The sequence below is a fragment of the Streptomyces sp. NPDC057002 genome (genome assembly GCF_042673825.1).
In the GTDB taxonomy this organism is placed as follows: domain Bacteria; phylum Actinomycetota; class Actinomycetes; order Streptomycetales; family Streptomycetaceae; genus Streptomyces.
The window spans coordinates 382,681-401,507 of the sequence record NZ_JBHURZ010000008.1; the positions used below are offsets into that span (position 1 = coordinate 382,681).

Genomic DNA, 18,827 nt, shown 5'->3' on the forward strand with positions numbered 1-18,827 from the left:
GTCCGGATCAGTCGGTCACATACTGATGCAGCCCCGGCACGGTCAGCGTGCCGCCGAACTGGCCGGCCTGGACGACCTTCACGTTGGTGAAGTAGATCAGCGGGATGTTCAGGGGCGGCGGGTGTTCCGGGTCGAAGGTGACCGGGATCAGGCCGAGCAGGTTTCCGGAGATGCTCTCCGTGTACATCACCGTCTTGCCGTCGGTGATCGTGGACTTCGAGCCCTTCGCCGCCTGGACGTGGTGGGTCTTGCCGGACGCCTTGTCCGTGACGAGCTGGTGCAGGTCGCCGATGTCGGTCCCGTCGCTGATGACGTACTTCAGGACCTTCTTGGTGGCGCCGCTCGCGGTCTTCACCTGGACGATGCCCTGGTAGTCGGCACCCTTCAGCGTCAGCGAGCTGGCCTCCAGGCGCCAGGGCTCGTCGGGGACGAGGAGCTCGTTGTCCACCCCGCCCTCGGCGTCCGTGGCGGCCGGGCAGTCCTCGGGGTCCACGGAGGGGCTCTCGGACGGGCTGGGGGAGGCGGTGGCCTTCCCTGCCGCGTCCTCGGCCTTCTCGGCCGCCTTCTCGACGGCGTCGGTCGTGTCCCCGGCCGCCTTCGACGCCGCGTCCGTCGTGTCCTTGACGGTGTCCTCGACCGTGTCGGTCGTCTTCTTGACGGTGTCGGCCGCGTCGTCCTTGGTCGTGTCCGAGGACTTCTCGGTGTCCTCGGCCGTGCTGGTGTCGCCGGACGGCGAGGCGGACGCGGAAGGCGTGGGGCTCGGGCTCTCGGTGGACTTGCCGCCCGTGAGGATGCCGCCGATCGCGTCGCCGATGTCCTCGAGGACGTTGCCGCCGCTCTCGGACGGGGACGGGCTGGGCGTCGCCTCGTCGTCCTCGCCCGACGTGCCCTCGGACGCCGAAGGGGTCGGGGTGGGCTCGGTCTTGTCGCCCTCGTCGTCGGAACCTGAATCCGACGAAGAGGACGAGCTGTCCTTGTCCGCACCCGCGTCCGAGCCGGCGGACGCCGAGGGAGTCGGCTCGGCCGTGTCCTTGTCCTCCGCGGCCTCGCTCTCACTCGCCGAGGGCGACGGGGAGGCGCCGTCCTTGTCGTCCTCCATCGCCGCGAGGCAGTCCTTGTACTCGTCGGCCTTCAGGCTGTTGGAGGTCGACGGCTGCTCGTCGGCGAGGGCGAGCGTCGGGGTGAATCCCATGCCCATGAGGACGGCGGTGGGCATCGCCGCCATGGCTATCGCCTTGCCGGCCGGCATCTGGAACCGGGTGAAGAGCGGCTTCTTGGGAGCCGCGTGACGTGGCCCCGTTCTCGCCTTCGCCTGAGCGGCGGGAGAACCGTCGCGGGGGTCAGCCGACACGGTACCCCCCGTTGTGGGCCTCGGACCGGACGCCGTCCGCGGGGCCGCCGTCGCCGGTCCCGAACGGAGGGTGCGTCCCGCCCGTCTCACCGTCCGGGCTCTCGGAAGAGGGCTCCGCGGCTCCTTCTCCCGTCGGTCCCTGACCGGCCGCCCGAGGCCCCTTGCCCGTGTCCTCCGTCTTGCCCGGCACCCAGGCGACGGCGAGAGCACCGCCGAGCATGGCCAGCAGGAAGCCGATGAGGAAGCCTCCGATGTTGGAGACCACCAGCGACACCAGGGCGAGGATGATCGCGGCGACACCGGCGAAGACCCGCGTCGCCTGCTGGAACCACATGGTCAGTCCCAGTGTGATCAGCAGGACCCCGATGATGAGGGAGCCGGCACCCGCGGTGGTCGCCATGGTGAGCGACATGGTGCCCAACTTGAGGGTGGCGTAGGGGAAGTAGGCGATCGGCACCCCGCCGAGGATGGTGAACAGGCCTGCCCAGAACGGCCGGGTGCCCCGCCAGTCACGGAATCGCCGACGCAGCCGGGCGAAAGTCCCGGCGCTCTGGACCGGAGTCTCGGCACTCATGGAAAACAGCTCCCTCGGTCCGATGAAGGTACGTACCGGCTCGGCCGCAGGCGTGGAAGCCGGAAAGTCTAAGTCTGTGTGGTGGCCCGGCGCGGGGCCGGGCCCGAGGGGCGGGGAAGCGACGGCCTCCCCGCCCCTCGAAGGTGACGGGTCAGCCGCCCCCGGACACCCGTGGGACGGAGGCCGTCAGAAGCACTCCATGCCCTTGTCCATGCCGAGCTTCATCGACAGGCCGCTGAGCTTGAACGTGCCCGCCGTGGTTGCCCACGCCGTCTGCTTGACCCCGGTGAGGTCGGCCGTTTCCGCCTGCTGGGCGAAACCACCCGGCAGCACGTTCTCGCCCTTCTTCACGTCGGGGCCACGGGTCTTGTCCCTGACCGCGACACCGATGTCGATGTTCTTGAACTCCGCATCGGCGTCGAGCTGAGCGACGTCGATGTACAGGTTCTCGGCCGTGACCGGCTTCTTGGCGTCGTTCCCCGCCTCAAGACGGAGGTAGACCGTCTTGCCTATGAGGGGGATCGGCGTCGCGACCGACTGGCACATCTTGCTGATCGTCGCGTCGTCGAACGACGAGATCGCGACGGGAACCTGCGTCTTCTTCTCACCGGCGGTCGAGGTGTAGACGCTGTCGATTCCGCCGTACTGCGCGAAACCCTCACCGTGCAGGTGACTGGCCGACACCTTGAACTGCTGGCCGGAGACGCTGAACGACGCGGCCAGCGCACCCTGTGCGAGACCGACACCCACACATGCCGCAGCGGCGACGCTGGGCACCATGACCACAGCGAACCGCTTCCATCTGGTCCCGCCACGCACCTGGGACTCCATATTTCCTCCTTCTCGGACGTACATCTCCTGTCCGGGCTCGCCCCGAATGGCGGCTCAGCCGGGCAGGGATGGGAGAAGTGCTACGTCCTCGGGAAGGAGAGCGCCTGCACTCGGCGGCGCAACTCGCGCCCGAATCACCGGCGATCACCCCCGAGCGACAACCACTGGTCGCGCCTGACACGCATCACGCACAACCCTGCTGGACAGGCTTCGCCGGGTGGGCGAAGACCCCCCTGTCCAAGAGCCGGCGCCACTGCCGCCGGCTCTGCTCGGTGGGGACCCAGGACGTCCCGCGACCCAACCGGCTGCCGGGGTACGGGAATGGACCGAGCGTGGCCGATCGTGGTGCATTCTCGCCGCCCGCACAAGGGGGTTCGTTACTGGCTAGTAACGGCCGTATAACCGAACAACGACCCATCGGTCTCGGCCGACGACACAGGGTGGCCCCCACCGGCGGTACAAAGCTGTTGATCGATGGACAGAAACCGACAGATCAACGCCCACGACTTACTCGCAGTAACAGCGGCCGCGATTACCAAGTTTTGGTAAAGCGCGGCCGCAGTGACGCTCTGTGGGCAAATCTTTCACGTGGGCACCACAAGCCCGCGTGTTTAACGACTGGTCAGAACAGGGCGCGTGCCAGGGCCCTGCGCGCCGCGATCACCCGCGGATCCTCGGGTCCGACCACCTCGAAGAGCTCCAGCAGCCGCATCCGCAGGGTGTCCCGGTCGTCACCCACCGTGCGCTGCACGGTCTCGATCAGACGGCCGAAAGCGTCCTCGACATGGCCGCCCACCAGATCCAGGTCGGCGGCGGCGATCTGCGCCTGCACATCGGCCGGCTTGTCGGCCGCGTCCTTGCGCACCTGCTGTGGGTCGACGCCCTGCACGCGCTGGAGCAACTCGGCCTGGGCGAGACCGAGCTTGGCCTCCTCGTTGGCCGGGTCCTCGTTCAGTACGTTCTTGTACGCCTGGATGGCACCGCTCAGATCACCCGAGTCCAGCGCCTGCACGGCGGCCTCGAGGAGCGCGTCGTACGGACCGGCCGGGCGCTCGGGAGCCGCCGGGGCGCCGCCCGCCTCGGCGTCGGGGTCGACGGTGAGGCCGGTCAGGCCGAAGCGCTGCTCGGCGACCTGCACCAGCTGGTCCAGGGTTCCCCGGATCTGCTCCTCGCCCGCGGCCCCCTGGAAGAGCGGCAGCGCCTGCCCCGCGACGACCGCGAACACCGCGGGGATCCCCTGGATGCCGAACTGCTGCATCAGCATCTGGTTGGCATCGACGTCGATCTTGGCGAGCAGGAACCGGCCGTTGTACTCGACGGCCAGCCGCTCCAGGACCGGGCTCAGCTGCTTGCAGGGCTGACACCACTCGGCCCAGAAGTCGATGACGACGGGCACTTCGGCGGACCGCTGCAGGACTTCGGTCTCGAAGCCCGCCTCATCGACGTCGATGACGAGGTCGGCCGGGGAGATCGCCCCCGCACCACCCTCCCGGGCGGCTTGGGCACGTGCCTGCTCCGCCTTCGCCTTGGCCTCCTGGGCCGCCTTCACCGCGGCGAGGTCGACGACTCCGCTCATGGACATGTTCCGTGGCTGCATGCGTCTATCCTCCCCCGTACTGCGCGCGTGTGTGAAAAACGGTGTGAAAGCCGGGCTGGTCGGGTCCCGTTCGGCGCCGGGTCCCCACCCCACGCCGTGCCGCCGAAGCCCGAGTACGTCCATCACGGGCTTTCGCTACGAGACGTAGCGTAATGCCACGCCGGACCGGCGGACCACCACCCCCCGGTGATCTCCCTCACGGCCACACAGGAACCGCCCGTTATGGTCATGGCATGCAGAGTCGCAGCCCAGCCAGCCGCACGGGGCGCCCGCGCAGCGCCGCGGCCGACGCCGCGATCCTGGCCGCGACGCGGGAGGCACTGGTCGAACTGGGCTGGTCCAAGCTCACCCTGGGAGACGTCGCGACCCGCGCCGGGGTTGCGAAGACAACCCTCTATCGCCGCTGGGCGGGCAAGAACGAGCTGGTCGTCGATGCGGTGGCGGAGCTCTTCGACGAGCTGGAGCTGCCGGACAGCGGCTCGCTGGCCGCTGACATCGAGGGCGTCGTCCTCCAGTTCGCCACGATCCTGGCCCGCCCGGAGGCGAAGAGCGGCCTGATGGCCGTGGTCTCGGAGGCCACCCGCGACGACGCCCTGCGTGAACGCATCCGCGCGTCGGTGGTCGAGCGCCAGAAGCGCCTGGTCCTGGAGGGCCGCTCCCGGGCCCAGGCGAGAGGCGAGCTGCCCCCCGAGCCGGACCCGGAGTCGGCGGCCCGCACGGCAGACCTGATCTTCGACATCGTCGCGGGAGCGGTGGTCCACCGCACCCTGGTCAGCGCGGAGCCGGCGGACGAGGAATGGGTCCGCAGCTTCACCCGGGTGCTGCTGCAGGGCCTGGCCTAGCCCCAGCTGCGGGCATGCGTGCCACTAGGGGCGGCACGGGTGGGCGCAGGCGGCACCCCGCTCCGCCGGGCTGCGCACCCCCGCCCTCAGCACCAACACCGAGCACTCAGAACCCCGCAGGCTCCGTGTACACCCCCCACTCGTCCCGCAGCACCCCACAGATCTCCCCCAGCGTCGCCTCGGCCCGCACAGCCACCAGCATCGGCTCGATCATGTTCGCGCCACTCCGCGCAGCCGCCAGCATCCCGTCCAGGGCCGTCCGGACCGCCGCGTCATCACGCCCCGCCTTCCGCCCGCCGAGCACCCGCACCTGCTCCCGCTCCACCTCATGACTGACCCGCAGAATCTCCAGATCCCCGGTCACGGACCCGTGGTGCGCGTTGACCCCGACGACCCGCTTGTCGCCCTTCTCCAGCGCCCGCTGGTACTGGAACGCCGACTCCGCGATCTCCCCGGTGAACCACCCGTCCTCGATCCCGCGCAGGATCCCGGAGGTGATCGGCCCGATCGGGTGCCGCCCGTCGGGATGCGCCCGCAGCCCCCGCTCCCTTATCTGCTCGAAGATCTTCTCCGCGTCCGCCTCGATCCGGTCGGTGAGCTGCTCTATGTACCAGGAACCGCCCAGCGGATCGGCCACGTTGGCGACCCCGGTCTCCTCCATCAACACCTGCTGCGTCCGCAGTGCGATCTCCGCCGCCTGCTCGCTGGGCAGCGCGAGCGTCTCGTCGAGGGCGTTGGTGTGCAGCGAGTTGGTCCCGCCGAGCACGGCCGCCAGCGCCTCCACGGCCGTCCGTACGACGTTGTTGTACGGCTGCTGCGCGGTGAGGGAGACCCCGGCCGTCTGGGTGTGGAAACGCAGCCACTGCGCCTTCTCGCTCCGCGCCCCGTACACGTCCCGCATCCACCGCGCCCAGATCCGGCGCGCCGCACGGAACTTGGCGATCTCCTCGAAGAAGTCGACGTGCGCGTCGAAGAAGAAGGAGAGCCCGGGGGCGAAGACGTCGACGTCCAGCCCGCGCGACAGCCCCAGCTCCACGTACCCGAAGCCGTCCGCGAGCGTGTACGCCAGCTCCTGCGCGGCCGTCGCCCCGGCCTCGCGGATGTGGTACCCGGAGACGGACAGCGGCTTGTACGCGGGGATGCCGGCCGCGCAGTGCTCCATCAGGTCGCCGATGAGCCGCAGATGGGGTTCGGGCTGGAAGAGCCACTCCTTCTGGGCGATGTACTCCTTGAAGATGTCCGTCTGGAGCGTGCCGTTCAGGACGGCCGGGTCGACGCCCTGCCGTTCCGCGGCGACCAGGTACATGCAGAAGACCGGGACGGCCGGCCCGCTGATGGTCATGGACGTCGTCACGTCGCCCAGCGGGATGTCCTTGAACAGGACCTCCATGTCGGCGGCCGAGTCGATGGCGACACCGCAGTGCCCGACCTCGCCCAGTGAGCGCGGGTCGTCGGAGTCGCGGCCCATGAGCGTCGGCATGTCGAAGGCGACCGAGAGCCCGCCTCCGCCGTTGCGGAGGATCATCTTGTAGCGCTCGTTGGTCTGCTCGGCGTTGCCGAACCCGGCGAACTGCCGGATGGTCCAGGTACGCCCTCGGTACCCGGTCGCGTACAGGCCCCGGGTGAAGGGGTACTCCCCGGGCCACCCGATCCGCTCGAACCCCTCGTACCTGTCTCCGGGCCGTGGCCCGTACACCGGCTCCACGGGATCCCCGGAGAGCGTCGTGAAGTCGGCCTCGCGCTTGCGCGCGGCGTCGTACCGGGCCTGCCAGCGACGGCGGCCTTCCTCTATGGCGTCAGCGTCCATACCTTCGAATTTACTAGGACGTCCAAGTAAATGTCGATGGCAGACCGCCGTACGTTCGTCCGTACGGCGGTGTTGTTACGCCTTGACCGGCGCCGGCGCGTCCTCCGCGATCCGGGACTCGAGCTCGTGGCTGATCTTGCGCTCCACGAAGAACGCGGCCGTGGGGACGGTCCCGGCGAGCAGCACCCACACCTGCTTGCCGACCGGCCACTTCGCCTTGGAGCCCAGGTCGAAGGCGAAGACCAGGTACAGGACGTACAGCCAGCCGTGCGCGATGCTGACGACGCGCGTGAAGTCCGCCGCGCCGTTCAGGTCGAGCACATACTTGCCGATCATGCCCAGGGTCAGCAGGACCAGCAGCACGCCGGTGACATAGGCCATCACGCGGTAGCGCGTCAGCACGCTCTTTTTCATGCCGTCGAGCGTAACGACCCGTTCCGGGGGATCTTGCCCCGGGTCACTGCTCCTCGAAGTCCCCCGCCGAGATCCGCAGCGGCCGCAGCATCGCGAAGATCTCCCCGCACTCCTCGGCGTCGTACGCCCCGAGCCCGAAGTCCATCGCCATCAGGTCGCGGGTGGCCGCCTCGACCACCTCGCGGCCCTTCTCGGTGATGCTCGCCAGGGTGCCGCGCCCGTCGTTGGGGTTGGGCCGCTTGTCGACGAGACCCGACTTCACCAGCCGGTCCACGGTGTTCGTCACGGACGTGGGGTGCACCATGAGCCGCTCGCCGATCTTGGACATCGGCAGCTCGCCGGACTTGGAGAAGGTGAGCAGCACCAGCGCCTCGTAGCGCGCGAACGTCAGCCCGTACGGCTTGACCACCGCGTCGACCTCGGCGAGGAGGATCTGCTGGGCGCGCATGATCGAGGTGATCGCGCCCATGGACGGCACGTTTCCCCAGCGCTGCTTCCAGCGTTCGTCGGCGCGCGCGATCGGATCGAAGGAGAGACTGAGCGGCTTCGGCACGAACCCGACCTTACCGGCCGGTCACATGGTGGTCAGCCCTGTCTCGCCCTTCGGTCCGCCCGCCTTCCGGCTGCGCCATCCGGGGGCAGGGCAAGGCCATGTCCTTTAGATATCGATTCATACGAGTATGTAACTATTGGCATCCGATTCATCACCGAACGTCACCTTCCTCACAGGGAGCGGCATGAGACGGCTGAACCACGCCCTCGCGGTCCTCGCGGTGCTCGGTCTCGCTGCGGGCTGCTCGTCCGCTCACGGCCGCACCGACACGGCGTCCGACACCGGCGACGACACCACGAAGGCCGGCTACGCGGCCGGCTCCCCCTTCTGGGTCGACCCCGAGAGCCCCGCGGCCCAGCAGGCAGAGCTCTGGCAGCAGCAGGACCGGGAGGACGACGCCGAGCTGATCCGGCGGATCGCCGACCGGCCACTCGCGCTGTGGCCGCCCGGCGAGACCGATCCGGCACCGACGGTGCGGGCGGCGGCCTCGGCCGCGAGCGAGGAGGGGAAGACGGCGGTCTTCGTCGCGTACAACATCCCGCACCGGGACTGCGGTCAGCACTCGGCGGGCGGGTCGGAGGACGCGGACGCCTACCGGGAGTGGATCGGGCAGTTCGCCGACGCCCTCGGCGAGGCGGAGGCCCTGGTCGTCCTGGAGCCCGACGCGGTCGCGCACATCGTGGACGGCTGCACGCCCGGCGAGTACCACGCCGAGCGCGAACAGCTGCTCAGCGAGGCGATCACCCGGCTGCAACAGCAGCCGAACACCAAGGTGTACCTGGACGCGGGCAACGCGGACTGGATCCGGGAGCCGGACAAGCTGGTGGAGCCGCTGCGGCGGGCCGGGATCGAACAGGCCGACGGCTTCGCGCTCAACGTCTCCAACTTCCAGACCGACGACGAGACCACGGAGTACGGCGTCCAGCTCGCCGAGGCCCTCGACGGCAAGCACTTCGTCGTCGACACCAGCCGCAACGGCAACGGCCCCCTGCCCGGCGTCTGGTGCAACCCGCCGGGCCGGGCGCTCGGCACCCCGCCCACGACCCAGACCGGCGAACGGACCCTCGACGCCTACCTGTGGATCAAGCGGCCCGGCGAGTCGGACGGAGACTGCGAGGGCGGCCCGGACGCCGGACGCTGGTGGCCGGAGTACGCCCTGGAGCTGGCGCGCAACGCGGAGGACTGAGCCGGCCCCCTCCCGCCTCGCCCCTCCGGCCTCGCCCTTCCGGCCTCGCCCTTCCCGCCTCGCCCCCTCCCCCTCGCTCACTCCACGTGGATCCACTTGGCCCGGGAGGGCGTGCCCGCTCCGTCCGTCACGAACAGCATGTACCAGCCGGGCGGGACCAGGGCCGGGTCGCGCGGCACCTCGAAGGTCACCGCGCCGCCCTTCCTGGTGATGTCCAGCTCGATGGAGCGCTGCTCGACGTCGGTCGTGTGCGTGACCGCGCTGGGCCGCATCAGCCGCGCCTCGGCCACGCGCTCCGGGTGGTCCGTACGGAACGTGATGCTGTGGTTCTTGTCCAGCTTCCCCGGGCCGCCCTTCAGTACGGGGCGGTTCCGGGGGTTCTTGTGCAGCGCGGGCGGGGTGAAGACCTCCATGCGCTGCTCGAAGTGGCCCAGCTTGGTGTTCTGCTGGTTGTCGAAGAGCGGGTCGGAACCGAAGGTGGCGATCCTGCCGTCGGGCAGCAACAGCGCCTCGGAGTGGTAGTTGCGCCCCACTCTCGGAGCGGCGGCCTCCCGGAAGGCGTTGCTCCTCGGGTCGTAGAACTGCGCCTTGAGGATGTTGCTGGCGCTGCGGCCGCGGTAGTCCCTGGAGCCGTTGGACGTGAACACCGTGTCGTCCGGCATGATCACGCTGTTCAGGTAGCGCGTGCCCTGCGGCAGGTCGGGGCCGTCCCGGAAGGCCGGGTCGTCCTTGTTCAGGTCCACGACGGCCGTGCGCGGGGTCGCCTTGCTCGACTCGCCGACGCCGCCTCCGCCCAGGATCATCACCTTCTGGTCCTGCGCCGGGGGCAGCAGCAGGGAGGCCGAGGTCTCGGTCTGGTCGAGGTCCGTCAGCCCCGGCACCTTGCGGAACGTGTTCTTCTCCAGGTCCCACAGGCCCGGCTCACGGCCCCGGTCGGCGGGCCCGTAACCGGCGTTGGAGGCCGGGTAGAACAGCTTGCCGCCCTTGGTGAGGAACAGGGCGGGGTACGTCGGGAAGTACCGCTTGGGTCCCGGCGACCACTTCTTGGTCTCCGGGTCGTAGATCTCGTTGTCGCCCGGGTCGATCATGCCGACGTCGTCCAGGCCGGACACCGCCAGGACCCGGCCGTCGTCGAGGCCGACGAGCGTCGGGTACCAGCGGGCCTTGTCCATCGGCTCGACGGGGATGTACTTCTCCGCCTTCGGGTCGAACTCGTAGGCGCCGCGGATGCCCTGGAAGTCCTGCTTGTCGAGAGTGATCTTCTCCGACAGGCCGTACGCGTTGTCACCCGCCTTGCCCGTCAGGCCGACGATGGCGTACTGCGCCTGCTTCTGAATGGCCGACAGGGGGCCCTTGTCCACGGCCTCCACCCAGACGCGGGCCTCGCTGGCGGTGACCTTGGTCTTCCAGGGCTGCATCACACCGCGGCTGTTGTACGTGATCTTCTGGGTGCGCTTGGCCTTCGGGACGGTGACATCGAACTTGGTGACGTACTCGAAGCCGGCCGGTGAGCGGAAGCGGGTGCCCTTCTTCAGGAACAGCGCCTTGTCGGGGCTCTCGTTCTTCACGCGCATGCCGCCGCCCGCCCGGGTCACCTCGGCGCCCAGGCGTTCGTAGCGGGCGGTACCACCGGCCACCAGCAGGCGGCCGTCGGGCAGCTGGGCGTGGCCGGCGCAGAAGAAGTCCTCCGGGGTGGGGATCTTCTTGTACGTGTTCTTCTCCGGGTCCCACAGGATGGTGTCGAACTCGCCCGCGTCGAACTTGCGCTGCTCGTTGCCCGACCCGGCGACGATCAGCACCTTGCCCGTGTGCAGCAGGGCCGCGTGGATGGCGTTGGTGCGGAACTCCTCCGGGATGTCGAGCTGAGTCCAGGAGCCGTACTTCGCCATGTACTCGGGCTGGGCGATCTTGTACTCGTGGTACCGGGTGGAGACGAAGTCCAGCGCGGCCGGGGCGTTGAGGCCCGCCAGGACCGCGATGCCGCCGATCCCCAGGACGGTCTTCTTGGTCTTCTGCGAGAGCTGGTAGGCCATGGCCTAGCTGCCTCCTGTCGGGGTGCCGGAGACCGGGGCCGCGGGGGACGCGGTGGCGAGGGCGGGGGCGGGCTCGTTGCCTTCGGGCACGCGTGGGTGCGGGTGCGCGGGTGCCTGTTCCTGTACCTGTTCCTGTGCCTGCGCGTCGGCGTGGGTGAGCCGCCGCTGCCGCTCCCGGTGGTCCTTCCAGGCCGTGGCGGCCCATACCGCGGCCGGTGCCAGGGAGATGACCATGCCGAGCAGGGCCCAGGTGCGCATCGCGGCATGCGTGTGGTCCAGGGCCACCGAGGCGGCCAGGGACGTGGCCAGCAGGGCCGCCCAGAAGAGGTGGATACGGAAGGTGGCCAGCTGGTCGGGGGAGGCGTCGTTGCCCTTGGGCGTGACGACGAACCGGCTGGGGCGGCGCATGACCGCCTCACTGAGGGACTTGAGGTAGATCGGCGCGGACAGGGCCGACATCCCCATGCCGGCCAGGCCGCCCGAGCCCTCCGGTTCGTGCGGCGAGACGTTGTGGCGGCGGTTCCACAGGTACAGCCCGATCTGGCAGGCGGCGGCGTCGCTGTAGAGCATCATCCAGACCGACACGGCGACCTCGGTTCCGGAGGCGCCGAACCAGAGGAAGAGGAAGCAGCTGAAGATCCCGAGGAACCAGTTGACGGCCGTCATCGGGTAGTACACGAGCATGAGCGTGTAGGACAGCAGCCGGCCCGGCGGCATGCTGAGGGGCGCCTTCCAGTACTGCGTGATGAGGGTCTCGTAGGTGCCGCGCGACCAGCGCATCTGCTGGGTGAAGAAGTCGGTCCAGGAGGCGGGGCCCTCGCCGACGGCGAGCACGTCCGGGGTGTAGACGGACTGCCAGAAGCGGTTCGTGTCCGGGTTGCGGTGCTGGTGGATCTCGAAGCCGGTGGCCATGTCCTCGGTGATGGAGTCGTACAGCCCGCCGATCTGCTTGACGACGGAGATCCGTACGACGTTGTTCGTGCCGACGAACATGGGGGCGCGATAGTGGTTGCCGGCGCGCTGGATGAGGGCGTGGAAGAGGAACTGCTGGGACTCGGCGGCCTTGGTGACGGGGTTGTGGTAGTTGCCGTACACCTGGGGGCCGACGACGAAGGCCACGTCGGGGTCCCTGAAGTAGCCCATCATCCGTTCCAGGTAGTTGGGCATCGGGATGTGGTCGGTGTCGACGGACGCGAAGAAGTCGTACCCGTCGCCGTGCATGGCGATCCAGGCGTTGTAGTTGCCGTGCTTGGTGCGGGCCTTGTGGACGCCCGTGTCGCGGTTCCACTCGGGGATGCCGCGCCGGGTGAAGTGGCGTACGCCCAGTTCCGTGCACATGGCCTTGACCTCGGCGTCGTCGCCCTCATCGAGGAGCCAGACGTCGAGGGTTCCGGTGTGGTGGATGCGGGTGGCTCCTTCCAGGGTCGCGCGGACCATGGCGAGGGGTTCCTTGCCGGGGACGTAGGTGGTGAGGAAGGCGACGCGGGTGTCCGGTTCGGGGACCACGGGGACGGGGTCGCAGGCGACCATCGTGGCGTGGGCGACGGAGGCGACGTTGACGAGCATGAAGAGTTCGATCAGGCCGATCGCCATCAGCATGGTGACGTCGAGTCCGATGAGCCAGCGCTGGGCACCCTCGCGTTCCACCCAGTGGGTGGGCCAGACGAGGTAGACCATCAAGGCGCCGGTGAGCAGTGGCGCCAGGCACATCAGGAGGACGGCTCGTATTCGGCGGGGCTCGCGGGCGAGGAGCGAGACGTACTGCACCCGGTACTCCTCACCGGACGGCTCCGTGAGCGGTCCGGCGAGTCGGCTGTAGGAGTCGTAGTCGTAGCCCTCCGGCCGCACAGTGCCCTCCAGTCATTGAGGCCTGATCGGAGAACCGATACCCCGATACCCATACAAAAATGGATCTTTGGGGCGGTGTCGAACTGAGAGCGTCCAGGTGGGTGGGGTTACGCATATGCCCGCGGCAGTAACGCGAAGGAACCCCGGCCCGTATCGGACCAGGGTTCCCGTCGAGGCTGCCGCTCTCGAATACGCCTACTCGGCGAGATGCCGCTCCACTGTCGCGACCTTCGAGGTCAGACCGTCCGTCACTCCGGGCCGGATGTCCGCCTTGAGGACGAGGGACACCCGGGGCGCCCGCCGCTCGACCGCGGCCACCGCACGCCGGACGACGTCCATGACCTCGTCCCACTCCCCCTCGACGGTCGTGAACATCGCGTCGGTCCGGTTGGGCAACCCCGACTCGCGGACCACCCGCACGGCGTCGGCGACGTACTCCCCCACGTCCTCACCGACCCCCAGCGGCGTCACGGAAAAGGCGACGATCACGCCTTCACAGCCCCTTCCTGGCGCGCCCGGGACGCGATGACCGCGTCCTCGGCCTCACGCCGCAGCTTGCGGTCGGCGAAGAAGCCGCCGGTGGGCAGCACCGAGAGCACGAAGTACAGCGCGGCGGTCTTCACCGGCCACTTCGTCCGGTTCCACGCGTCGGCCCAGAAGATCACGTACAGGATGAACAGAACACCGTGCACCATGCCCATCACCGGCACGGCGTTGAAGTCCGTGGTCCGCTTCAGCACCGAGCAGATCAGCAGGAGGAGGAAGGAGATCGCCTCGGGCGCCGAGACCAGGCGGAGGCGGCGGAGGGCGGTGGCGGTCTTGAGGTCCACGGGTCACCTTCGGTGGGAGAGAAATAGTTTGTGAACACGCGCACAAGCGTCCCGCCCATTGTGGCAAACCGCCTCGGAACCCGGCCCCTAGGGGTGCACTCAGGGACGTTCTCCACCCACGGGCCCTGTCCCGGGGGCCCGGCCTGCGGCTACCTTCCCGTACGTGGCGATGTTCCGACTTCAGAGCAACAAGGTGCTCGCCGTCGAGATGACCGGAGATGCCGTGAAGGCGAAGAACGGCTCGATGGTCGCGTACGACGGCGAGATGGCCTTCAAGAAGCTCAGCGGCGGCGGCGAGGGCATCCGGGGCATGGTGACCCGGCGGCTGACCGGTGAGCAGATGACGTTGATGGAGGTGAAGGGGCGCGGCACCTGCTGGTTCGCGGACCGCGCCTCCGAGATCAACCTGGTGGGCCTCCAGGGGGACAAGCTCTACGTCGAGTCGAGCAATCTGCTCGCGACCGACGGCGGGCTGCGCACGGGGACGGAGTTCACGGGCCTGCGCGGCGCCTCGCAGGGAAACGGGCTGTTCACGACGTCCGTCGAGGGCCACGGCCAGGCGGCGATCATGTCGGACGGGCCGGCGGTGGTGCTGCGGGTGAGCCCCCAGTACCCGCTGACCGTCGACCCGGGGGCGTATGTGGCGCACCAGGGCAATCTCCGGCAGTCCTTCCAGTCCGGTGTGACGTTCCGCACGTTGCTCGGGGAGGGCGGCGGCGAGGCCTTCCAGATGCGCTTCGAGGGGGACGGGCTGGTGTACGTACAGCCGAGCGAGCGGAACACGATCGCGGGAGACGTGTGACATGGCCTTCCGGGAGATCAACGCGAAGATGGTCGAGGCGACGGTGTCGCCCGGTCAGCGGCTGTTCAGTCAGCGCGGCGCGATGCTCGCGTACAAGGGCGAGGTGTCCTTCACGCCCAACACGGCGGGCGGCCAGGGCGGGGTCATGTCGATGATCGGCCGCCGGGTCGCCGACGAGGACACGCCCCTGATGACCGTGGAGGGCAGCGGCACCGTCCTCTTCGGGCACGGCGGGCATCACATCCAGGTGATCCGGCTCGCCGGCGACACGCTGTACGTCGAGGCGGACCGCCTGCTGGCCTTCGAGGGCTCGCTCCAGCAGGGCACGATGTTCCTCGGCTCGCAGGGCGGCGTCATGGGCATGGTCCGCGGTCAGGTCAGCGGCCAGGGGCTGTTCACGACCACGCTGAAGGGGCAGGGGGCCGTCGCGGTCATGGCCCACGGCGGGGTGATCGAGATCCCCATCACACCCCAGCGGCCGGTGCATGTGGACCCGCAGGCCTACGTCGCCCATCACGGCGACGTCCGCAACAAGCTGTCCACCGCGCTGGGCTGGCGGGACATGGTGGGCCGCGGCTCGGGCGAGGCGTTCCAGCTGGAGCTCAGCGGCAGCGGTGCGGTGTACGTCCAGGCGTCGGAGGAGAAGCTGTGAGCACCTACGGAACTCCGGGCGCCGGCCCCGCGGTCTTCGACCCGGCATCGCTGCCGCCCGACGACAACGTCAACCCGTACACCTTCTGCGTGGAACTGAAGGGGAGCCAGTGGTTCCTGCAGAAGGGGAAGATGATCGCCTACTACGGCTCGATCGACTTCAACGGCGTCGGACACGGCCGACTGGACCGTCTGGTCCGTACGTCGTTCCATTCGCCTCTGCACGCGAGCGACTGGGTCGTGGCGGAGGGCTCGGGCAAGATGCTCCTCGCCGACCGGGCCTTCGATGTGAATTCGTTCGACCTCGAGGACGGCAATCTGACCATTCGCTCGGGCAACCTCCTCGCTTTTCAGCCAACTCTCTCGCTGAAGCAATCAATCGTGCCGGGTTTTCTGACCCTCATCGGAACCGGAAAGTTCGTGGCCGCGTCGAACGGCCCGGTGGTGTTCATGGAACCCCCGATCCGGGTCGACCCCCAGGCCCTGGTCGGATGGGCCGACTGCCCCTCGCCCTGCCACCACTACGACCACGGGTACATGACCGGCGTCATGGGCGGTCTACGTGCGCTGACCGGCCTCGGAGGGGTCTCCGGCGAGGAGCACCAGTTCGAGTTCGTCGGCGCCGGCACAGTGCTGCTCCAGTCGTCCGAGACCCTGATGGCCGAGCAGGCCACGGGGGCCGTTCCGCACCAGGCCGGTGTGCCCGGCGGCGGGGCATCCGGCCCCCGGCCCGGTCAATCCGGCGCACCGCGTCTTCCCGGACAGCTGGGGGACCTCCAGCGTCGCTTCGGGCTGTGAGCGGTAGTCTGCGGAGTGTGACATCGAACGCCTGCGCACCAATGTTCGGCAGGTGTGCTCCGTCACATGAAAACCCTCACTAGTTCGCCTTTCAACCTTTTAGGTAGACTTCATTCATGGAGACCGAGACGGCCACGCGCTGGCTGACCGATGCGGAGCAGTGCGCTTGGCGCACCCACCTGGAGGTCAACAGGCTGTTGACGTACCAGCTCGAGAAGGACCTGCAGCCGTTCGGACTGACAATGAACGACTACGAGATCCTGGTGAACCTCTCCGAGTCGGAGGACCAGCGGATGCGGATGAGCGACCTCGCCTCCGCCACCCTCCAGTCCAAGAGCCGCCTCTCACACCAGATCACGCGCATGGAGAACGCGAACCTGGTCCGGCGGGAGAACTGCGAATCCGACCGCCGTGGGCTCTACGCGGTCCTCACCGACCACGGCATGGCGACGATGCAGAAGGTGGCGCCCCACCATGTGGCGTCCGTGCGCAGGCACTTCATCGACCTGCTGTCCCCCGAGGCCCTGACGGAGCTCGACAAGGGCCTCAAGCCCATCGCGGAGCACCTGCGCGGACAGCGCGGGCGCCCCTGACCCAGACGGCACACCCGCGCCGGTCCGGTTAGGCGAGCGGCAGGCGGAGTTCGAACAGGGCTCCGCCTGCGGGTCCCTGTCCGGCCGTGAGCGTGCCGCCGTGCCGTACGGCGACGTCCCGGGCGATGGCGAGTCCCAGTCCGGCACCGCCGTCGTCCCGGCTGCGGGCGGCGTCCAGTCGTACGAACCGTTCGAAGATCCGCTCCCGGTCGGCCTCGGGCACCCCGTCCCCGTCGTCCGCCACGCCGACCACGGCCCGGTCCCCCTCCCGCCGCACGCTCACGGTGACGGCCGACCGGGCATGCCGCTGGGCGTTGTCGAGCAGATTGGCCAGCACCCGCCCCAGCTGCCCCCGCGATCCGGCCACTTCCACCGGCTCCGCGTCCACCGTCACACCCGTGCGTCCCTCGGCCTCCTCCCGGGCCAGCCCGGCGAGGTCGACCCCCGCGTCGTTGGGCCGCTCCCCCGCGTCCAGCCGGGCGAGCAGCAGCAGATCGGCGGCCAGGTGCTGGAGCCGCACGGTGTCCTCCACGGCCCCGTCGAGGTCCAGCAGCTCGGGATGCGCGGCGGCCACTTCCAACTGTGTGCGCAGCGAGGCGATGGGACTGCGCAGCTCGTGGGACGCGTCGGCGACGAAGCGCCGCTGCCGCTCCACGGAGGTCTCCAGCGCCGCGAGCGTCTCATTCGTGGTGCTGGCCAGCCGGGCGATCTCGTCGTGCGTGTCCGGCTCCGGGACGCGCCGCGCGAGATCCTCGGAGTGGGTGATCGCGGCCATCTCGCTCCGGATGCCCTCGACCGGCCGCAGGGCCCGCCGGGTGACCAGCCAGGTCACTCCCGCGACGACGCCGAGCAGCAGCGGGAACCCGATCAGCATCACCGTCAGAGCGGTCCGCACGGCCCCGTGCTCGGCGGCCAGCGGTGAACCGGCGTAGACCTTGAGGGTCCCCCGGTCCTGGGTCTCCACCTCCACGGCAGCGAACCGGTAGTCCTCCGCGTCACCGTCGATCGTCGCGGCCCCATTGCTGAAGACGCTCTCCCCGGCGATCTCCCCGGGCTCGAGGGCCTCTTCGTGGTCGTCGGAGTCGTCGTCGTCCGTACGGGGCGAGGCCGGCGGCTGCGGCTTCACCTGGCCGGAGTCGGTGCCGCTGATCTTCTGGAGATCCTCGCTGGCCGCGACCAGCCGCTTGTGCTCGTCGAGGACCTGCACCGGCCCGTCGTCACCGTCCAGCCCGGACAGCTTGTCGTACGGCGTCCCGGCGGCGAGCTCGGAGGCGACGGCCCGGGCGGACTGCTCGGCCTGCGTCCCGGCCTCGCCGATCAGATTGGACCGCAGCGACAGCAGCACGGCGGCCCCGGCCGCGACGAGCGCCACCGCGACCACGAGCGTGGCGCCCAGCGTGGCCCGCGCCCGGACGGACCCGAACAGCCGCCTCATGGCGACTTCTCCAGCCGGTACCCGGCCCCGCGCACGGTCCGGATCAGCCCCGGCCGCAGCTTCCGCCGCAGGGTGCTGATGTACACCTCGACGATGTTGGGATCACCCTCGTACGCGAAGTCCCACACATGTTCGAGGATCTCGGACTTGGACACGACCTCCCCGGCCCGGAGCACAAGCTGCTCCAGCACGGAGAACTCCTTGGTGGTCAGGGAGACTTCGTCCTCCCCCAGAAACACCCGCCGAGCAGCCGTGTCCACCTTCAGATCCCCGTGCACATGCACGGGCGAGGCCCCGGCACCCACCCCACGCCGCCGCAGCAGCGCCTTGATCCGGGCGACGAGCACGACATACGAGAAGGGCTTGGTCAGATAGTCGTCCGCCCCGGTGTCGAGCCCCTCTGCCTCGTCGTACTCACCGTCCTTGGCGGTCAGCATCAGGATCGGCACCTCGTGCCCGGCGGCGCGCAGGGCGGCGCAGACCCGGTAGCCGTTGAGGCCGGGCAGCATGATGTCGAGGATCACCAGGTCGTACGTCCCCTCCGAGGCCTGGTACAACCCCTCCCGTCCGTCGTGGACGACGTCCACGGCGTACCCCTCGGCCGTCAGGCCCCTGGCGAGCGACAGGGCCAGCCGCTTCTCGTCCTCCACGATCAACAGGCGCATGGGTAAAGAGTGGCAAA

19 protein-coding genes are annotated in these 18,827 nt (G+C 69.3%); 6 read left to right on the forward strand and 13 right to left on the reverse strand.

Features of this window, described 5'->3' with window-relative positions:
- Window positions 1-7: 7 nt before the first annotated feature.
- From ACFT32_RS34880 to ACFT32_RS34895, 4 genes are all read right to left on the reverse strand, one after another.
- The gene (locus ACFT32_RS34880) at window positions 8-1,351 is read right to left on the reverse strand and encodes a hypothetical protein (protein WP_382497251.1); all 1,344 of its coding nucleotides are present in this window, start codon (window positions 1,349-1,351) and stop codon (window positions 8-10) included.
- Entirely contained in the window at window positions 1,341-1,925 is a 585-nt protein-coding gene (locus ACFT32_RS34885) for a DUF6114 domain-containing protein (RefSeq protein ID WP_382497253.1), read from the reverse strand. Before ACFT32_RS34885 ends, ACFT32_RS34880 begins: the two co-directional genes overlap by 11 nt.
- A 186-nt stretch (window positions 1,926-2,111) precedes the next feature.
- Entirely contained in the window at window positions 2,112-2,756 is a 645-nt protein-coding gene (locus ACFT32_RS34890; RefSeq protein ID WP_382497255.1) for a DUF6230 family protein, read from the reverse strand.
- A 622-nt stretch (window positions 2,757-3,378) separates the two neighbouring features.
- Window positions 3,379-4,353 carry a tetratricopeptide repeat protein gene (locus tag ACFT32_RS34895; RefSeq protein ID WP_382497257.1) on the reverse strand — a complete coding sequence of 325 codons (975 nt, stop codon included), beginning with the start codon at window positions 4,351-4,353 and terminating at the stop codon, window positions 3,379-3,381.
- Window positions 4,354-4,586: 233 nt separating this feature from the next.
- Between ACFT32_RS34895 and ACFT32_RS34900 the strand changes: the two genes are divergently transcribed.
- A complete protein-coding gene (locus ACFT32_RS34900) occupies window positions 4,587-5,195 on the forward strand; it encodes a TetR/AcrR family transcriptional regulator (RefSeq protein ID WP_382497259.1) in 609 nt (202 codons plus the stop codon).
- Window positions 5,196-5,301: 106 nt separating this feature from the next.
- Here ACFT32_RS34900 and ACFT32_RS34905 read toward each other — a convergent pair whose 3' ends face one another.
- From ACFT32_RS34905 to ACFT32_RS34915, 3 genes are all read right to left on the reverse strand, one after another.
- Window positions 5,302-7,002 (reverse strand): methylmalonyl-CoA mutase, encoded by a 1,701-nt coding sequence (locus tag ACFT32_RS34905; protein ID WP_382497261.1) that lies wholly within the window; start codon window positions 7,000-7,002, stop codon window positions 5,302-5,304.
- 75 nt (window positions 7,003-7,077) lie between these two features.
- A complete protein-coding gene (locus tag ACFT32_RS34910) occupies window positions 7,078-7,416 on the reverse strand; it encodes a DUF3817 domain-containing protein (protein ID WP_382497263.1) in 339 nt (112 codons plus the stop codon).
- Between the two features lie 43 nt (window positions 7,417-7,459).
- Window positions 7,460-7,969 carry a MarR family winged helix-turn-helix transcriptional regulator gene (locus tag ACFT32_RS34915; RefSeq protein ID WP_382497265.1) on the reverse strand — a complete coding sequence of 170 codons (510 nt, stop codon included), beginning with the start codon at window positions 7,967-7,969 and terminating at the stop codon, window positions 7,460-7,462.
- A 184-nt stretch (window positions 7,970-8,153) separates the two neighbouring features.
- On the opposite strand from ACFT32_RS34915, the gene ACFT32_RS34920 reads away from it, so the two are divergent.
- Window positions 8,154-9,155 carry a glycoside hydrolase family 6 protein gene (locus ACFT32_RS34920; RefSeq protein WP_382497267.1) on the forward strand — a complete coding sequence of 334 codons (1,002 nt, stop codon included), beginning with the start codon at window positions 8,154-8,156 and terminating at the stop codon, window positions 9,153-9,155.
- A 77-nt stretch (window positions 9,156-9,232) separates the two neighbouring features.
- On the opposite strand, the gene ACFT32_RS34925 is transcribed toward ACFT32_RS34920, so the two are convergent.
- The 4 genes from ACFT32_RS34925 to ACFT32_RS34940 all read right to left on the reverse strand — a co-directional run bounded on the left by ACFT32_RS34925 (window position 9,233) and on the right by ACFT32_RS34940 (window position 13,866).
- Window positions 9,233-11,188 (reverse strand): galactose oxidase-like domain-containing protein, encoded by a 1,956-nt coding sequence (locus tag ACFT32_RS34925; protein ID WP_382497269.1) that lies wholly within the window; start codon window positions 11,186-11,188, stop codon window positions 9,233-9,235.
- 3 nt (window positions 11,189-11,191) lie between these two features.
- Window positions 11,192-13,036: a glycosyltransferase family 2 protein gene (locus ACFT32_RS34930; RefSeq protein WP_382497270.1), complete on the reverse strand. Its 1,845-nt coding sequence runs from the start codon at window positions 13,034-13,036 to the stop codon at window positions 11,192-11,194.
- 195 nt (window positions 13,037-13,231) lie between these two features.
- Window positions 13,232-13,525: an MTH1187 family thiamine-binding protein gene (locus ACFT32_RS34935; RefSeq protein ID WP_382497272.1), complete on the reverse strand. Its 294-nt coding sequence runs from the start codon at window positions 13,523-13,525 to the stop codon at window positions 13,232-13,234.
- Window positions 13,522-13,866, reverse strand: a complete 345-nt coding sequence (locus tag ACFT32_RS34940; RefSeq protein ID WP_382497274.1) for a DUF3817 domain-containing protein — start codon at window positions 13,864-13,866, stop codon at window positions 13,522-13,524. Before ACFT32_RS34940 ends, ACFT32_RS34935 begins: the two co-directional genes overlap by 4 nt.
- A gap of 169 nt (window positions 13,867-14,035) precedes the next feature.
- Here ACFT32_RS34940 and ACFT32_RS34945 point away from each other — a divergent pair, with 169 nt between their 5' ends.
- From ACFT32_RS34945 to ACFT32_RS34960, 4 genes are all read left to right on the forward strand, one after another.
- Entirely contained in the window at window positions 14,036-14,668 is a 633-nt protein-coding gene (locus ACFT32_RS34945) for an AIM24 family protein (protein ID WP_382497433.1), read from the forward strand.
- A 1-nt stretch (window position 14,669) separates the two neighbouring features.
- Window positions 14,670-15,320 (forward strand): AIM24 family protein, encoded by a 651-nt coding sequence (locus ACFT32_RS34950; protein ID WP_382497276.1) that lies wholly within the window; start codon window positions 14,670-14,672, stop codon window positions 15,318-15,320.
- Window positions 15,317-16,117, forward strand: coding sequence for an AIM24 family protein (locus ACFT32_RS34955; RefSeq protein WP_382497277.1), 801 nt, complete (start codon window positions 15,317-15,319; stop codon window positions 16,115-16,117). Before ACFT32_RS34950 ends, ACFT32_RS34955 begins: the two co-directional genes overlap by 4 nt.
- Before the next feature lie 116 nt (window positions 16,118-16,233).
- Complete coding sequence (locus ACFT32_RS34960; RefSeq protein WP_361302278.1) at window positions 16,234-16,710, forward strand: MarR family transcriptional regulator; 477 nt, start codon at window positions 16,234-16,236, stop codon at window positions 16,708-16,710.
- A gap of 28 nt (window positions 16,711-16,738) precedes the next feature.
- Here ACFT32_RS34960 and ACFT32_RS34965 read toward each other — a convergent pair whose 3' ends face one another.
- Both ACFT32_RS34965 and ACFT32_RS34970 read right to left on the reverse strand, forming a co-directional pair.
- Window positions 16,739-18,145 carry a sensor histidine kinase gene (locus ACFT32_RS34965; RefSeq protein ID WP_382497278.1) on the reverse strand — a complete coding sequence of 469 codons (1,407 nt, stop codon included), beginning with the start codon at window positions 18,143-18,145 and terminating at the stop codon, window positions 16,739-16,741.
- Window positions 18,142-18,810 carry a response regulator transcription factor gene (locus ACFT32_RS34970; RefSeq protein WP_382497280.1) on the reverse strand — a complete coding sequence of 223 codons (669 nt, stop codon included), beginning with the start codon at window positions 18,808-18,810 and terminating at the stop codon, window positions 18,142-18,144. The genes ACFT32_RS34965 and ACFT32_RS34970 overlap by 4 nt, the downstream gene beginning before the upstream one ends.
- Window positions 18,811-18,827: the final 17 nt, after the last annotated feature.

What these genes read in the sequence shown, in the direction of transcription:
- ACFT32_RS34960 (WP_361302278.1), top strand. Translation starts at nt 16,234, where the DNA reads ATGGAGACCGAGACGGCCACGCGCTGGCTGACCGATGCGGAGCAGTGC.
- ACFT32_RS34890 (WP_382497255.1), bottom strand. Translation starts at nt 2,756, where the DNA reads ATGGAGTCCCAGGTGCGTGGCGGGACCAGATGGAAGCGGTTCGCTGTG.
- ACFT32_RS34965 (WP_382497278.1), bottom strand. Translation starts at nt 18,145, where the DNA reads ATGAGGCGGCTGTTCGGGTCCGTCCGGGCGCGGGCCACGCTGGGCGCC.
- ACFT32_RS34950 (WP_382497276.1), top strand. Translation starts at nt 14,670, where the DNA reads ATGGCCTTCCGGGAGATCAACGCGAAGATGGTCGAGGCGACGGTGTCG.
- ACFT32_RS34945 (WP_382497433.1), top strand. Translation starts at nt 14,036, where the DNA reads ATGTTCCGACTTCAGAGCAACAAGGTGCTCGCCGTCGAGATGACCGGA.
- ACFT32_RS34910 (WP_382497263.1), bottom strand. Translation starts at nt 7,416, where the DNA reads ATGAAAAAGAGCGTGCTGACGCGCTACCGCGTGATGGCCTATGTCACC.
- ACFT32_RS34925 (WP_382497269.1), bottom strand. Translation starts at nt 11,188, where the DNA reads ATGGCCTACCAGCTCTCGCAGAAGACCAAGAAGACCGTCCTGGGGATC.
- ACFT32_RS34885 (WP_382497253.1), bottom strand. Translation starts at nt 1,925, where the DNA reads ATGAGTGCCGAGACTCCGGTCCAGAGCGCCGGGACTTTCGCCCGGCTG.
- ACFT32_RS34905 (WP_382497261.1), bottom strand. Translation starts at nt 7,002, where the DNA reads ATGGACGCTGACGCCATAGAGGAAGGCCGCCGTCGCTGGCAGGCCCGG.
- ACFT32_RS34970 (WP_382497280.1), bottom strand. Translation starts at nt 18,810, where the DNA reads ATGCGCCTGTTGATCGTGGAGGACGAGAAGCGGCTGGCCCTGTCGCTC.
- ACFT32_RS34920 (WP_382497267.1), top strand. Translation starts at nt 8,154, where the DNA reads ATGAGACGGCTGAACCACGCCCTCGCGGTCCTCGCGGTGCTCGGTCTC.
- ACFT32_RS34895 (WP_382497257.1), bottom strand. Translation starts at nt 4,353, where the DNA reads ATGCAGCCACGGAACATGTCCATGAGCGGAGTCGTCGACCTCGCCGCG.
- ACFT32_RS34900 (WP_382497259.1), top strand. Translation starts at nt 4,587, where the DNA reads ATGCAGAGTCGCAGCCCAGCCAGCCGCACGGGGCGCCCGCGCAGCGCC.